Genomic DNA, 13,606 nt, shown 5'->3' on the forward strand with positions numbered 1-13,606 from the left:
CGGCTGGCCCTCTCCCCCAACCCCTCTCCCGCCATGCGGGAGAGGGGAGCTGATTTACCCCGGAATCATCCCCGTCAACCAATACGCCTGCACCATCGTGATCACCCCCACGATGAACGCAAACAGCAGGCTGTGCTTCACGGTGAAGCGGAACAGTTCCGACTCCTTGCCCACCAGTCCTGTTGCCGCGCAGGCCACGGCAATGGATTGCGGCGAGATCATCTTGCCGGTGACGCCGCCCGTGGTGTTGGCTGCAACAAGCAGCGTGTCCGAGACGCCGATCTGATGCGCGGTGGTGTGTTGCAGCGAGCAGAACAGCGCGTTTGAAGACGTATCGGAGCCGGTCAGGAACACACCGAGCCAGCCCAGCAGCGGCGAGAAGAACGGGAAGGCCGCGCCCGTGCCGGCCAACAGCAGCGCCAGCGTCGAAGACATTCCCGAGTAATTCGCGACGAATGCAAACGCGAGCACCAGTCCAATCGAGAGAATCGGGCGGCGCAGTTCGAGCAGCGTTTCGAAGAACGTGGTGATGGCGTCGCGTGGCTTCATGCGCAGCAGAATCACCGAGATGATCGACGTCAGCAGGATCGCGGTGCCCACCGCCGACAGCAGATCGAGCTTCATCACGGCTTCGTAAGGCTTGGGCGAAGCGACGATCGGTGCGGTCTTGATGACGAGCTGATCGAGCATCGGCACCTTGAACTTCAGCACCGTGCCGGCCAGCGCGCCGTTGGCGGCGAACAGTGCCTTGAAGGACGGCAGGCTCCACACCGTAACGATGGCGGTCAGGATGCCGAACGGCGCCCAGGCGCGCACGGTCTGCCCGAACGTGTACGGCGACGCCTTGCGTTGCGACGGTGTCCCCATGCCGCCACTCATTCCGCCACCCATGCCAGCCATCGCAATCGTGCCGCCCGCACCGACGGAACCGCCAGCCGTTTGCGATGCCGAACGCGGTTGCCAGATACGCAGGAACGCGGCCAGCGAAATCAGGCTCACCAGTGCAGAGGTGATGTCCGGCAGTTCCGGCCCGATATGGTTCGACGTGAAGTATTGCGTCACGGCAAAGCTGCCACCCACCACGAACGCAGCGGGCCACGTCTCGCGCACGCCTTTCCACCCATCCATCATGAAAACGAGCCAGAACGGCACAGCCAGCGAGAGCAGTGGCAACTGACGGCCTGCCATCGCGCCGATATGCATCGGATCGATCCCGGTCACCTGCCCGGCGACGATGATCGGAATACCCATCGCGCCGAACGCCACGGGTGCCGTGTTCGCAATCAGGCAAAGGCCGGCAGCGTAGAGCGGATTGAAACCCAGGCCGACGAGCAGCGCAGCCGTGATCGCCACCGGCGCGCCGAAGCCTGCCGCACCTTCGAGAAACGCGCCGAATGCAAAGCCGATCAGCAGCATCTGCAGTCGCTGGTCATCGGTGATCGACAGCACCGATGCGCGGATGACATCGAACTGGCCGGTCTTCACGACGATCTTGTAGAGGAACACCGCCGTGACGATGATCCACGCAATCGGCCACAGGCCATACGCAAAGCCAAAACCGGCTGCGGCCAGCGCCTGCGGTGCGGGCATGCCATAGGCGAGGATCGCCACGGCCAGTGCCAACGCCAGCGTGATGGCGGCGGCCACATGGCCCTTCATGCGCAGGATGGCCAGCGCGACAAAGAAGAAGATGATGGGGATGGCCGCCGCGAGCGCGGACAGCCACAGGCTGCCGAGCGGCGTATAGATCTGGGTCCAGGCTTGCACTGGTGGTCTCCTTGGTGGTGTGTCGGTTCTTTGAACTCTTGTGCGGCGGCTGCGCGCGTGGCGTGCCGCTACTCGGGTTGGTCGCGTTCGGCCAGCAGATCCGAGAGGCTCTTTGGCGCGGGCGTGAGCGGCTTGCGATGCTGCGTCCATCCCATCTGCGCAGACGGCGTCAGCGCGCGCAGGCGCGTGGCGGCCCAGCGGAACACGCGATACGCAGCAGGATGCGCGAACGCGCCGCTCCAGAAGCGCCAGACCAGATGCTCGCGTCGGCTGAACTTCGCGCCTTGTCCCTTCAGCGGATGCGGCACGGCCTCGTCGGGATCACGATTCGATTCGGTGCGTAGGCGCACCAGCAATTGCGGAATCGGAATGCGCACGGGGCACACTTCGCCGCACGCGCCGCACAGGCTCGATGCCGTGGCGAGATCCGCCGTGGCGTCGAGACCCAGCAGATGCGGCGAGATGATCTTGCCGATAGGGCCTGGATACGTGGTGCCGTAAGCGTGGCCGCCAATGCGCGTATAGACCGGGCAATGATTCATGCACGCGCCGCAGCGGATGCATTGCAGCGTGGCGCGCAACTGCGCGTCGGCATACGCCTGGCTGCGACCGTTATCGAGCAGCACGAGGTGCACTTCACGCGGGCCATCCTGCTCGCCCGGTTTGCGCGGGCTGGAGATCAGGTTGAAGTATGTGGTGATCGGCTGGCCCGTAGCGGAACGCGTCAGCAGGCTCGAGAGCGGCACGATGTGGGCAAGCTTCGCTACAACCTTTTCCATGCCCATCACGGCCACATGTACATCGGGCACCGTGGTGGAGAGCCGGCCATTGCCCTCGTTTTCCACGAGCCACAGCGTGCCCGTATCGGCAGCGGCGAAGTTGACACCTGACAGGCCGATATCGGCTTGCACGAATGCCTGCCGCAGCGCGCGGCGACCCGTCTGGATCAGGTCGTCAACATCTTCGGTGTAGGGCGTGTCGGGGATGTTCTGCTCGAACAGCGCGGCGATATCGGCCTTGGTCTTGTGGATCGCCGGCATCACGATATGCGAGGGCTTTTCGCCAGCCATCTGCACGATGTACTCGCCCATGTCCGACTCGATGCAGTCGATGCCACGCTCGGCGAGGTAATGGTTCAGCTCCATTTCCTCGCTGGCCATCGACTTGCCTTTGATCACGCGTTTCGCGGCGTGCCGCTGGGCAATACCGTGGATGATCGCGTTTGCTTCCTCGGCAGTCTCGGCCCAATGCACTTGCACGCCAGCGCGAGTGAGGTTGGTTTCGAGTTGCGTCAGCAGGTCAGGCAGATTGGCGAGCGCGTGCTGGCGAATGGCTTCACCGAGATCGCGCAGGTGTTCGAGTTCATCGCCATCGGGAAACTGTACGGCGCGCTTCTGCTGCAGGAAGTCCATCGCACCGCGAAAGCTCTTGCGCAGCTTGGGATCGTCGAGCGCCTCGCGGGCGCGTGCGCGGAAATCGGCCGAAGGCACGAAGTGCAGGGTTTGCTGGCTCATTGCGCGGCCTCCGGTTGCAGGGCGACATCCACGTCGTTGACGATCACCACCCATAGCTGGCGCGGACCATGCGCGCCGTAGGCCAGCGTCTGCTGGATATCGGAAGTCTTCGACGGACCGGAGATCATCACCAGATTGGTTGGCAACCCAGCGCCCCAGTTTTCGGCGCGCACCGCGCCATGCAGGTCGGGATGTAGCGTGGAGGCATACACCAGCGCAATGTGAATCGGCGGCACAAGAGACATCGTGCGCGGCGAGCCACTGTCGGGCGTCACGATGAGCGTGCCGGTAGCGGCCAGTCCGGAACGTGCGACGGTGAAGCCTGCATCGATGGTGTCGAACAGTTCGGCTTTCCACGTATCGATGGGGCAGTCGAAGGTCACGGCGGATGTGCTTGCGGGCAGCGCGGCGACCAGTGCTGCACCTTCGGGTCGCTGTGTGTCGAGCAACAGGCGGCGCACGCCAGCGTCAGCGAGACGTTGCGCAACGCGCGCGGGCCAGCTTGTGGCATCGGCACAGATCACATCCGCATGCGAGGCCGAGAGCGCGGCCTGCATCGACACCATCATCGTGGAAAGGGAGGGTCGCTCGCCGCGACGCGTATCGAAGTGCTGATCGATGCGACGATCAAGCGCGGCGGTATCGGCGGCCAGCGATTGGCCCGATGTCGGCACGGCGGCCCGCAGGCGGCCGAGCATGCGTTCGCGTGCGCTCATCGCGGTCATGCGGCACCTCCGGTGCGGCGCCACAGGAACGACGCCAGATGCTCCACGGGCAGCGGCGCGCCGGCATGGGCGGCTGCATGACCGATGTTGAGCAGGCAGCCGCAATCGGCGGAGACCAGCCGGTCGCAACCGGTGGCGCAGGCGGAGGCCACCTTGTCGCGCACCATCGCGCCGGAGATATCGGCGTGCTTGAGCGAGAACGTGCCGCCAAAGCCGCAGCATTCGGATTCGCGCTCGTGCTCCACGCGCGTCACGCCGGGCAGTGCATCGACCAGCGCCACGCCATGCACACGCGTCCCCATTTCTCGCCGCGCCGCGCAGGAGGTGTGCAGCACCACGCGCTCGTGATCGCCAGCGGGCAGATCGTCGAAGCGCACATGCAGCACGTTGAGCAGGAATTCGGCGAGTTCGTAGGTGCGGCTGGCGATGTCGCTGGCCAGTGCAGCCGTCTCGGGATCCTCCGCGAATAGCGTGGGCCAGTGGTGACGCATCATGCCGCCGCACGAGCCGGACGGCACGATGATCGGCCATGGCTCGCGGAACAGGTCGAGCTGCGCGCGCGCTACCTTGCGCGCTTGCTCGGGATTGCCACTGCTGTAGGCCGGCTGGCCGCAGCAACTCTGGCCGCGCGGAAAGTGGACAGTCAGCCCTTCGCGCTCCAGCAGGCGTACGGCATCGAGGCCGGCTTGCGGGACGAACAGGTCGACGAGACAGGTGCCGAACAGATACACCTGCGACGGGGCGGTTGTGGGGTATTGCCTGGATTGCATTGTCTGCCTCCGGATGGCGCCGCTGCGCATTCCGGTCTGGGGCGGGCGCGGCAACATTTTTGAGCGCATAATTCCCGCTCTCGCGCCGGAGTACAAATTGGTTGGGCCAATTTTGTCTTGACGCGTTGGCAGACAGAAAGGAAGGAGCGATGGGAGGGGTGCGCAACCGCGTGGAAGACATCATGCGCAGGATGGAGACCGCGTTGCTGGACGGCACGTGGCCGGTCAACGCGCGCCTGCCTGCGGAGCGTCTGCTGGCGGAGCAATATGGTGTATCGCGCAACACCATCCGCGAGGCCATTCAGCGCCTCGCGGCGCGGGGCCTGCTGCAAAGCCGACGCGGGGCGGGTGTGTACGTGACCGATCAGTTGCGCACGGGTATCGCGTCGCCCTGGGGCCAGTTGGTAGCCGACCATCCTGCGCTGCGTGACGACATCCTCGAATTCCGGCGCGTGCTGGAAGGCGCGACGGCGTACTTCGCCGCGCTGCGCGCGGACGCGTCGGACCTCAAACGTATACGGGGGTTGATGAAGGCGCTGGAGGCATCGCGCGCGGACGACGACAAGGCCGCCGAGGCCGATGCCGATGCAAAACTGCACGACGCCATTGCGCTGGCTTCACACAACACGATGTTCCTGCACCTGCACACCAGCGTGATCGGCATGTTGCGGGAGCACATCACCATCAATGGCACTGGATTGCGCGAATCGGATGCCGATTCATCGGACCTGCTGCTGCTTCAGCACCGCACGCTGTGCGACGCCATCCTGTCACGCCGGCCCGAAGAAGCCCGCACGGCGATGCAGACTCATATCGATTTCGTGCGTAGTCGCGTGGAAAGCGACCAATCGTAACGAGATTGGTCGTACCAATTTCTGCGTACGACATCCCTATGGAATCAACGAGTTAACAAATCGCCGTTGCGGCTATACCAGCTCGGCGTTCACCAGTTCGCGCTTCAGGTAGGCGTAGAAGATGGGGCCGGCGATCACGCCCGGGATGCCGTAGATCGTTTCCATCACCAGCATCACGGTCAGCAGTTCCCACGCGGCGGCCTGTATACGCGCGCCGATGATCCGCGCATTCAGGAAGTATTCGAGCTTGTGGATGACCACGAGGTAAAGCAGCGAGACGATGGCGATCGGCAGCGACACCGACAGCGACGCAATCACAATGGCCGTATTCGAGATCAGGTTGCCCAGCACCGGCAGCAGCCCGGCAACGAACGTGATGACGACCAGCGTCTTCGACAGCGGCAGGTGCTGGCCGAACAACGGCATCACGATCAGCAGGTAGGCCGCGGTCAGCGACGTATTGATCAGCGAGATCTGGATCTGCGCAAAGATGAACTGCGCAAACGATTGCTGCAGCGTGCGCGCGCGGTCGATGAGCGCCGCCGCCAGCGGGCGACGGTTGGGTCGGGCGATGGCGCGGTAGAGCGCCACCATCGCGCCAATGACCAGGCCCAGCACGATATGCAGCAGCGTGCGCAGGATGTCGGTGCCCAGCTTCTGTGCCATCTGCGCGTGGGCGCGCAGCGCGGAGATCAACGTGGTGCCCAGTTCCTCCACGCCATTCGGGAGGTAATCACTGATCCAGGCCGGCAGCTGCGCGCGAGACTGGTCGATGATGTCGGCGGCGTGGTCGAGCAGCCGGTTGATGGTGGCGCTGTCGATGTTGAGGAAGCGGATCAACGCCCAGATCCCCCCGGTCAGCGCCAGCAGGATGATGGCTGACAAAATGGCTACGGCAATGGCGTCCCGGCGCGAATGCGTCAGGCGGGGGGCCAGCACATCTACGAGCGAATACAGCAGCAGGCCCGACAGCAGCGCAGCCACCAGATTGGCCTGCATCACCAGCAGCAGCGCGCCAGCCACAACAAGGTAGGAAGCGACCGTGACGGTGAACCAACGCCTCGGCGGGGCGGCGGAGAAGGAGGGGGCGCCTGTTTCAAGGCGGTCTTGCGGATGTTCTGGATCCAGCCGGGACATGTTTTCGCTGAGGTTCTTGCTGAAAGCGTTGCGCAGAAGGGGAAAGGGTACGGCAGGCGCTGATTGTCGATGTGGCGCGTAACAATGGCAAGTCAGTATGACCGGACAACTGCCGGCCTGCCCGGCGGCAGCGCTCGGGCGCGAACCTTGCATCGCCTCGTCGCCTATATTGGAAAGAAGTGCAACGGACGGCGCAAACCAGCCGGGAGACCGACCGCCATGGCATTTACCCACACCGTCGGCGCCCGCCGGCACGTCTTTGCCGACCTGCGCACGTTGCTGGCGCGCGCCAGCCCGGCCCGCTCGGGTGACGCGCTGGCTGGCGTGGCGGCAGGCAGCGAGGAGGAGCGCATGGCTGCGCGCATGGCGTTGGCGGAGATGCCGCTCGTGCAGTGCCTGAACGAAGCCGTGGCGCCGTATGAGGACGACGAGGTCACGCGACTGATCGTCGACAGCCACGACCCCACGGCGTTTGCCGAACTGGCCAGCCTGACCGTGGGCGATTTCCGCGACTGGCTGCTGCGCCACGAGACCGATACCGCCACGCTCGCTCGCGTAGCGCCCGGCATCACGCCGGAGATGGCCGCCGCCGTCAGCAAGCTGATGCGCAACCAGGACTTGATTGCGGTGGCGCGCAAATGCCGCGTCGTCACGCGCTTGCGCAACACCATTGGTCTGCCGGGCCGACTCTCGGTGCGATTGCAACCCAACCATCCGACCGATGACCCGCGCGGCATCGCCGCTTCCATCGTCGATGGGTTGTTGTATGGCTGTGGCGATGCCACCATCGGCATCAACCCCGCCAGCGACAACCTCGGTGCCATCGTTGCGCTACTCAAACTGGTCGACGATATTCGCGAACGGTACGCGGTGCCCACGCAGTCGTGCGTGCTCACGCATGTCACCAACACGCTGCGTGCCATCGGGCAGGGTGCGCCCGTGGACCTCGTCTTCCAGTCCGTGGCCGGCAGTCAGGCGGCCAACGAGGCTTTCGGGATCTCGCTGGCCTTGCTCGACGAGGCGCGCCAGGCGGCGTTGTCGCTGCGGCGCGGCACGGTCGGGCACAACGTCATGTATTTCGAAACAGGGCAGGGCAGTGCGCTATCGGCCAACGCGCATCACGGCGTGGATCAGCAGACGATGGAGGCACGCGCCTATGCCGTGGCGCGCCGATTCGAACCGCTGCTTGTGAATACCGTGGTGGGTTTCATCGGCCCTGAGTATCTCTACGACGGCAAGCAGATCATCCGCGCGGGGCTCGAAGACCATTTCTGCGGCAAGTTGATGGGCGTGCCGATGGGTTGCGATGTCTGCTACACGAATCACGCCGAGGCGGATCAGGACGACATGGATAACCTGCTGACGCTGTTCGGCGTGGCGGGTATCAACTTCATCATGGGCGTGCCGGGCGCCGACGACATCATGCTGAACTACCAGAGCACGGCGTTCCATGACGCGCTTTACCTGCGCGAGACGATGGGTTTGCGTCCAGCGCCGGAATTCGAGACGTGGCTGCAACACATGGGCATCCTCGACGATGCAGGGCGTCTGCTGGAACCCGCCGCGCGGCAGCCACTGCTGGCGATGGCGGCATCGATCTGATCCCTTTGAAGCCAGGAGACTGTAATGCCTGACACGCCAGCGGATATCACGACCGCCGACCCGTGGAGCCGCCTGCGCCGGTTCACGCGCGCCCGGGTGGGTATCGGACGCACGGGCCATGCGCAGACCACGGACGCCGTGCTTGCCTTCGGCCTGGCCCATGCCCAGGCGCGCGATGCGGTGCATCTGCCGCTCGATGTCCGTGCGATGGATGCCGCATTGCGCGAGGCCGGGCAGGACGTGCTGCAGGTGCATAGCGCTGCGCCGGATCGCGAAACGTATCTGCGGCGGCCCGATCTAGGACGGCGACTTGACGATGCCGGGGCCGCAGCCTTGCAGCCGGGCACGCCGCCATTCGACGTGGTGTTCGTGATTGCCGATGGTCTGTCTGCGCTGGCCGCGCAGCGGCATGGCGTGCCGATGTTGCAGGCGGTGCTTGCAAGATTGAGGCAATGGCACATCGGCCCGGTGGTGGTGGCACAACAGGCGCGCGTGGCGCTGGGCGATGACATCGGCGAACGCATGCGCGCGCGGCAAGTGGTGATGCTCATTGGCGAGCGGCCTGGACTCAGTTCGCCGGATAGCCTCGGCATCTACCTGACCTACGATCCGCGCGTGGGACGCACCGATGCGCAGCGCAACTGCATCTCGAACGTGCGACCGGAAGGGCTGCCGTACGCGCAGGCGGCTGACCGGCTGGTCTTCCTGCTGCGCGGTGCGGTGGCGCTGGGTCGCTCGGGCGTGGATCTGAAAGACGACAGCGCCGGTGTGGGGGCGGCGCTGCCGGATGGGGGGTAGCGTGACGCGGGATCGACGGCCCTACATCATGACGTGCGAGAAGCGGCCGCGTTGCGCGTCGCCCATCAACGTCATGAACTGATCGCGCGCCATGTGCACCAGTTCCATGTGATCGCCCGCCTCGAACCAGACTTCGGGTTCGTCGAACAGGCTTTCGTCCACATAGGTCTGCATGCCGTACGACATGCCGCACGGCGGGATCGCGCCAAGCTCGCAATCCTTGAAGACTTCGCGGATGTCGTCTTCGTGCGCCAGCACCAGATCGCGCCCTGACAGGTCTCGAATCGCCATCATCTGCAGATGATGATTCGAGGGGATCACGGCAGTCACGTAACCGCTCTCGTCTTCGAGCAGCAGGGTTTTCGCGAGCCGGTGGCCGGGAACGTGGGCAGCCTGTGCAGTGGCCATGCTGCTGAGGCTGTAAGGGTGATGCACGATATCGAACTGGCTGTTCATCCGGCTGAGCCGGCCGGCCAGCGTGCCTGCCATTGCCATGATTCGCCTTCCTTCGGCGCACCGCGCCGTCTAGTCCTCGGTGCTCTCACTATAGGCACTGGCGCCACGGACGCGAGGCCAGATTGCCTGCAACTCCGTCTTCAGGAACGTAAGCAGATAGCGCGTTGCCATGGTCTGGTAGCGGTTGGGCATCGTCAGCATGAACAGCTTGCTGCCGAAGACACTGATGCGGTAGTGGTCGAGCAGCGGCACCAGCGTGCCAGTCTCCAGGTCACCCGCCACGGCATAGAGCGGAAAGATGCCGATGCCGAGGCCGCTGACCACGGCATCCTTCAGGAACGCGAAGTTCTCGGAACTGAGCGTCGGATCGAGCACCACCTGCTCGCGTTCGCCGCCATTGTTGCCACCGCTTTCATCGCGCACGCCCGCAATCTTGAGCTTCTGCCCGATCGGCGAGGCGCAGACGATGGCATGCGTGGTCAGATCGGCCAGTAGCGCGGGCTGCGTGCGCCCCTCCAGATAGGACGGTGCGGCGCATACCACCCAGTCCACCGTGCCGATCTCGGTCGCCACCACGGAGTCCGGCGGCGTGGAGATGATGCGCAGCGCCACCTCCACATCCTCGGAGACCAGGTTGTGGATGCGGTTGTCGAAGACCACATCGAGCACGATGTCGGGATAGCGCTGCTTGAACTGCACCAGTAGCGGCGAGAGCATCGCATGACCCAACCCCGTTGGTACGGACAATCGCACATGGCCCTGCAGGCTCTTGCCCATGCTGCTGATGAGCGCATTCGCGGCGGCCACCTCGCCCAGGATGTTGCGCCCATGCTCGTAGAGTCCGGCACCCACCGGCGTGGGTTCCACATGACGCGTGGTCCGGCGCAGCAACTGCACCCCAAGCTCCTCTTCCAGCGCCTTCAGGTGATAGCTGACATTGGCACGCGTCATCTTGAGCTTGCGCGCAGCGGCGCTGAGATTCCCGGCGTCGACAATATCGACGAACAGGCGCAGGGCATTGAGATCCATGAGGCGGACGCGGCGGGTTGCGGGGCTGGAAAAGAGTAAGGGGCCCGAAGGCCCCTTAGTTTGCCATGGAGTTCACGGTTGGCTGTTGGATGGATCGAGGCTTTGTGCCCGAGTTCGGGCAGCTTCGGTATATCGCTCGACAGCATCAGCGTCGTTTGCCTGATAAGCAACGTTTTCATCCATCTGGCTGCCATCAAGGCCGGGCAGTGCGATGATCTGTGACAACCAGTCGTCTCTGGACGACATCGGCGAAATCAACGGCCTGAAATATTCATCGAGTGCACCTTGGTCCGGTGTCCTGATCTCGGCCGTCAAAGCCCGCAAGTACTCATTCTTGCGCGTCAGCTGCCAGGCGATCGAGAATCCCGCGCGTGCGCAGAGCGCGGTATGTACCAGCAGCATCGTACGGCCATTGCCATCGAGAAACGGATGGCCCCAGGCAAACGCTCCCATGACTGCACCTGGCTTCAGCCGAATGGTCCGGGTATCGTTGCCCATGCGCAGTCCCCATTCCACTGCCTGGCGGCTGCGTTCCGCAACTTCGAACTGCACATCGCCTTTCTCGACGAGGCGGCCCACGTCCAGCATGTGGCGGTCCTGTCCGGCCCAAGGGTAAAAGTCCTGGAAGAGAATCGCGTGCACTTCAAGGAAATGCTGGTATGCCAGTGGGCCGTTATGATTGCTCAGGCGATCCAGCGCTTCCTCAAGGTTGGCCTCGAAGAATGCATGCTCCTGAACCTTGATCTCGTCGGGGTCCTTGAGTCCTTCAAAATTTCTGAGATAACCCGCAGTCTCGAAATCACTGAACGGGTCGAACATGCTTGCGCTCACGCATATGGTTCGTCATCAGCCGTGCCATCTGGCGACCGCTGATCAACTGCTGCTTCTTGAGCGTCACCAGGAGCTTTTCGGTGGCATCGAGCGCCACGTCGTCGCCGGCCGCCCGGGTGACGGCCTCGGACCAGTCGTCCACACCTGAGCGGGAGAACTCGATGTGGTGAGCGCGGGCGAATTCGAGAACGTATTCGCTGACGTGTTCCACCGGCAGTGCATCAAGCTCTGCGGGAAGCGTCTTTGGAGCCCGAAGTTGTCCCATTGCGGATCGAGGGAGTTGAGAAACAGGTCCAAATTATAGGGTTTGGTCCTGTCGGTCAATCGCCGCAAAAACAAACGGCCCGCCTGAAAGGCGGGCCGTGATGCGATGCGTAGAACTGGCGCAGGGCCAGGTCTCAATGCTCGTGATGCAGATACTTCGCCTGGCGCGGCAGACGCAGGCTGACCAGGAAGGCCAGGACCATCATGCCGGTGACGTACCAGTAGAACGTGTTTTCGTGGCCGATGGACTTCAGGCCCAGTGCCACGTATTCGGCGGTGCCGCCGAAGATGGCGTTGGCCACGGCGTAGGCCAGGCCCACGCCCAGCGCACGCACTTCGGGCGGGAACATCTCGGCTTTCACGATGCCGCTGATCGACGTGTAGAAGCTGACGATAGCCAGCGCGATGCAGATCAGCAGGCCGGCCAGTTCGGGGCTCGACACGGTCTTGAGTGCGGTCAGGATCGGCACCGTGGCCAGTGCGCCCAGTGCACCGAACAGCAGCATGTTGTTGCGGCGGCCGATGCGGTCCGACAACGCGCCGAAGATCGGCTGCATGCACATGTAGAGGAAGAGGCAGCCTGTCATCACGTAGCTCGTGGTCTTGATCGGCATGCCCGCCGTGTTGACCAGGAACTTCTGCATGTACGTGGTGAACGTGTAGAAGATCAGCGAGCCGCCTGCCGTATAGCCGAGCACCGTGAAGAACGCGGCCTTGTGATGGCGGAACAGTTCGGTCACGCTGCCGGCTTCCTTGCTGTTGCGTTGTTGGGCCGTGCTGGTCTCATGCAGCGTGCGGCGCAGCAGCAGGGCCACAACTGCCGTGATGGCGCCTACCACGAACGGAATGCGCCAGCCCCAGGCCTTCAGGTCGGCTTCGGTCAGCAGTTGCTCCAGGATCACCACGACCAGCACGGCCAGCAACTGGCCGCCGATCAGCGTCACATACTGGAACGACGAGAAGAAGCCGCGCCGACCCTTGAGCGCCACTTCGCTCATGTACGTGGCGGTGGTGCCGTACTCACCGCCCACGGACAACCCTTGCAGCAGCCGTGCCGCCAGCAGCAGGGCGGGCGCCCAGTTGCCGATGGCCGCATACGTGGGCAGGCAGGCAATCAGCAGCGAGCCGAAGCACATCATGATCACGGAGATCAGCATCGAGTTCTTGCGGCCATTGCGGTCAGCGATGCGGCCAAACAGCCAGCCGCCGATGGGGCGCATCAGGAAGCCCGCTGCAAACACGCCTGCGGTGTTCAGCAACTGTGCGGTCGGGTCGGCCTTCGGAAAGAACGACGGCGCAAAGTAGATCGCGCAGAACGCGTAGATATAGAAGTCGAACCACTCGACCAGATTGCCTGACGACGCGGCGACGATCGCGAAGACGCGTTTTCTGGTTTCTTCAGCGGTGGGTGGCGAGCCGACGTTGGCGGGAGAGGCGATGTCTGTCATAGGTGCTTATGGTCTTGGCGGCGTGCTGGCACCGCTGAATGGGAACTGGGCGAGGGTGCGTGTCCGGCATGGAATCCGGCGGGGGACGCATCCCGGGATGCCCGTTTGCGTGGTTAGCCTATCGTGGAATCCGCCGATCGCCCATGGGGGCAGCGTCTGACTCCGGAGAGACCTCCAGCATAGCCCTTGCCAGTAGCGGGTTTGCAGGGGATTGTTCCGCCAGGTGGAAAGAGTTTCCTATTGCGCCGTGCGTCGACGAAAAATTTCACTGGTCTGCATAACGTCATGCGGTTAGCTTGCACGGTGCCGCGGGCTGCGCAATGATGCAGAGCGATTCTGCATGGCGAGCCTTTCAATCTCCTTGTTCCATGATTCCGGTCCGATTTTTTCTTTTCCCATTGCTGCTGGCGC

At 63.8% G+C, this 13,606-nt stretch carries 13 protein-coding genes; 3 read left to right on the top strand and 10 right to left on the bottom strand.

Going from position 1 to position 13,606, the window contains the following annotated elements:
- Positions 1-54: 54 nt before the first annotated feature.
- The 4 genes from FFS21_RS25905 to FFS21_RS25920 form a co-directional block, all read right to left on the bottom strand.
- Positions 55-1,767: a lactate permease LctP family transporter gene (locus FFS21_RS25905; protein WP_137927576.1), complete on the bottom strand. Its 1,713-nt coding sequence runs from the start codon at positions 1,765-1,767 to the stop codon at positions 55-57.
- A 68-nt stretch (positions 1,768-1,835) separates the two neighbouring features.
- Entirely contained in the window at positions 1,836-3,281 is a 1,446-nt protein-coding gene (locus FFS21_RS25910) for a LutB/LldF family L-lactate oxidation iron-sulfur protein (protein WP_137927577.1), read from the bottom strand.
- Positions 3,278-3,997, bottom strand: coding sequence for a LutC/YkgG family protein (locus FFS21_RS25915; protein ID WP_137927600.1), 720 nt, complete (start codon positions 3,995-3,997; stop codon positions 3,278-3,280). The genes FFS21_RS25910 and FFS21_RS25915 overlap by 4 nt, the downstream gene beginning before the upstream one ends.
- A gap of 5 nt (positions 3,998-4,002) precedes the next feature.
- Positions 4,003-4,776 (bottom strand): (Fe-S)-binding protein, encoded by a 774-nt coding sequence (locus FFS21_RS25920; protein WP_137927578.1) that lies wholly within the window; start codon positions 4,774-4,776, stop codon positions 4,003-4,005.
- A gap of 149 nt (positions 4,777-4,925) precedes the next feature.
- Here FFS21_RS25920 and FFS21_RS25925 point away from each other — a divergent pair, with 149 nt between their 5' ends.
- Positions 4,926-5,630 carry a FadR/GntR family transcriptional regulator gene (locus tag FFS21_RS25925; RefSeq protein ID WP_249359651.1) on the top strand — a complete coding sequence of 235 codons (705 nt, stop codon included), beginning with the start codon at positions 4,926-4,928 and terminating at the stop codon, positions 5,628-5,630.
- Positions 5,631-5,702: 72 nt separating this feature from the next.
- Here the strand turns inward: FFS21_RS25925 and FFS21_RS25930 are convergent, their stop codons facing one another.
- Positions 5,703-6,767 carry an AI-2E family transporter gene (locus FFS21_RS25930; protein ID WP_137927579.1) on the bottom strand — a complete coding sequence of 355 codons (1,065 nt, stop codon included), beginning with the start codon at positions 6,765-6,767 and terminating at the stop codon, positions 5,703-5,705.
- 219 nt (positions 6,768-6,986) lie between these two features.
- On the opposite strand from FFS21_RS25930, the gene FFS21_RS25935 reads away from it, so the two are divergent.
- Positions 6,987-8,369, top strand: coding sequence for an ethanolamine ammonia-lyase subunit EutB (locus FFS21_RS25935; RefSeq protein ID WP_137927580.1), 1,383 nt, complete (start codon positions 6,987-6,989; stop codon positions 8,367-8,369).
- Positions 8,370-8,393: 24 nt separating this feature from the next.
- Positions 8,394-9,167 (top strand): ethanolamine ammonia-lyase subunit EutC, encoded by a 774-nt coding sequence (gene eutC, locus FFS21_RS25940; protein WP_137927581.1) that lies wholly within the window; start codon positions 8,394-8,396, stop codon positions 9,165-9,167.
- A 21-nt stretch (positions 9,168-9,188) separates the two neighbouring features.
- On the opposite strand, the gene FFS21_RS25945 is transcribed toward eutC, so the two are convergent.
- From FFS21_RS25945 to FFS21_RS25965, 5 genes are all read right to left on the bottom strand, one after another.
- A complete protein-coding gene (locus FFS21_RS25945; protein WP_137927582.1) occupies positions 9,189-9,662 on the bottom strand; it encodes an aminoacyl-tRNA deacylase in 474 nt (157 codons plus the stop codon).
- Between the two features lie 30 nt (positions 9,663-9,692).
- Positions 9,693-10,652: a LysR family transcriptional regulator gene (locus FFS21_RS25950; protein ID WP_137927583.1), complete on the bottom strand. Its 960-nt coding sequence runs from the start codon at positions 10,650-10,652 to the stop codon at positions 9,693-9,695.
- Between the two features lie 72 nt (positions 10,653-10,724).
- A complete protein-coding gene (locus FFS21_RS25955; protein ID WP_137927584.1) occupies positions 10,725-11,471 on the bottom strand; it encodes a Fic/DOC family protein in 747 nt (248 codons plus the stop codon).
- Positions 11,452-11,748 carry a hypothetical protein gene (locus FFS21_RS25960; protein WP_137927585.1) on the bottom strand — a complete coding sequence of 99 codons (297 nt, stop codon included), beginning with the start codon at positions 11,746-11,748 and terminating at the stop codon, positions 11,452-11,454. The genes FFS21_RS25955 and FFS21_RS25960 overlap by 20 nt, the downstream gene beginning before the upstream one ends.
- Positions 11,749-11,881: 133 nt before the next feature.
- A complete protein-coding gene (locus FFS21_RS25965) occupies positions 11,882-13,195 on the bottom strand; it encodes an MFS family transporter (protein ID WP_137927586.1) in 1,314 nt (437 codons plus the stop codon).
- Between the last annotated feature and the right edge of the window lie 411 nt (positions 13,196-13,606).

This window comes from Cupriavidus sp. 2SB, from assembly GCF_005503625.1.
GTDB lineage: Bacteria > Pseudomonadota > Gammaproteobacteria > Burkholderiales > Burkholderiaceae > Cupriavidus.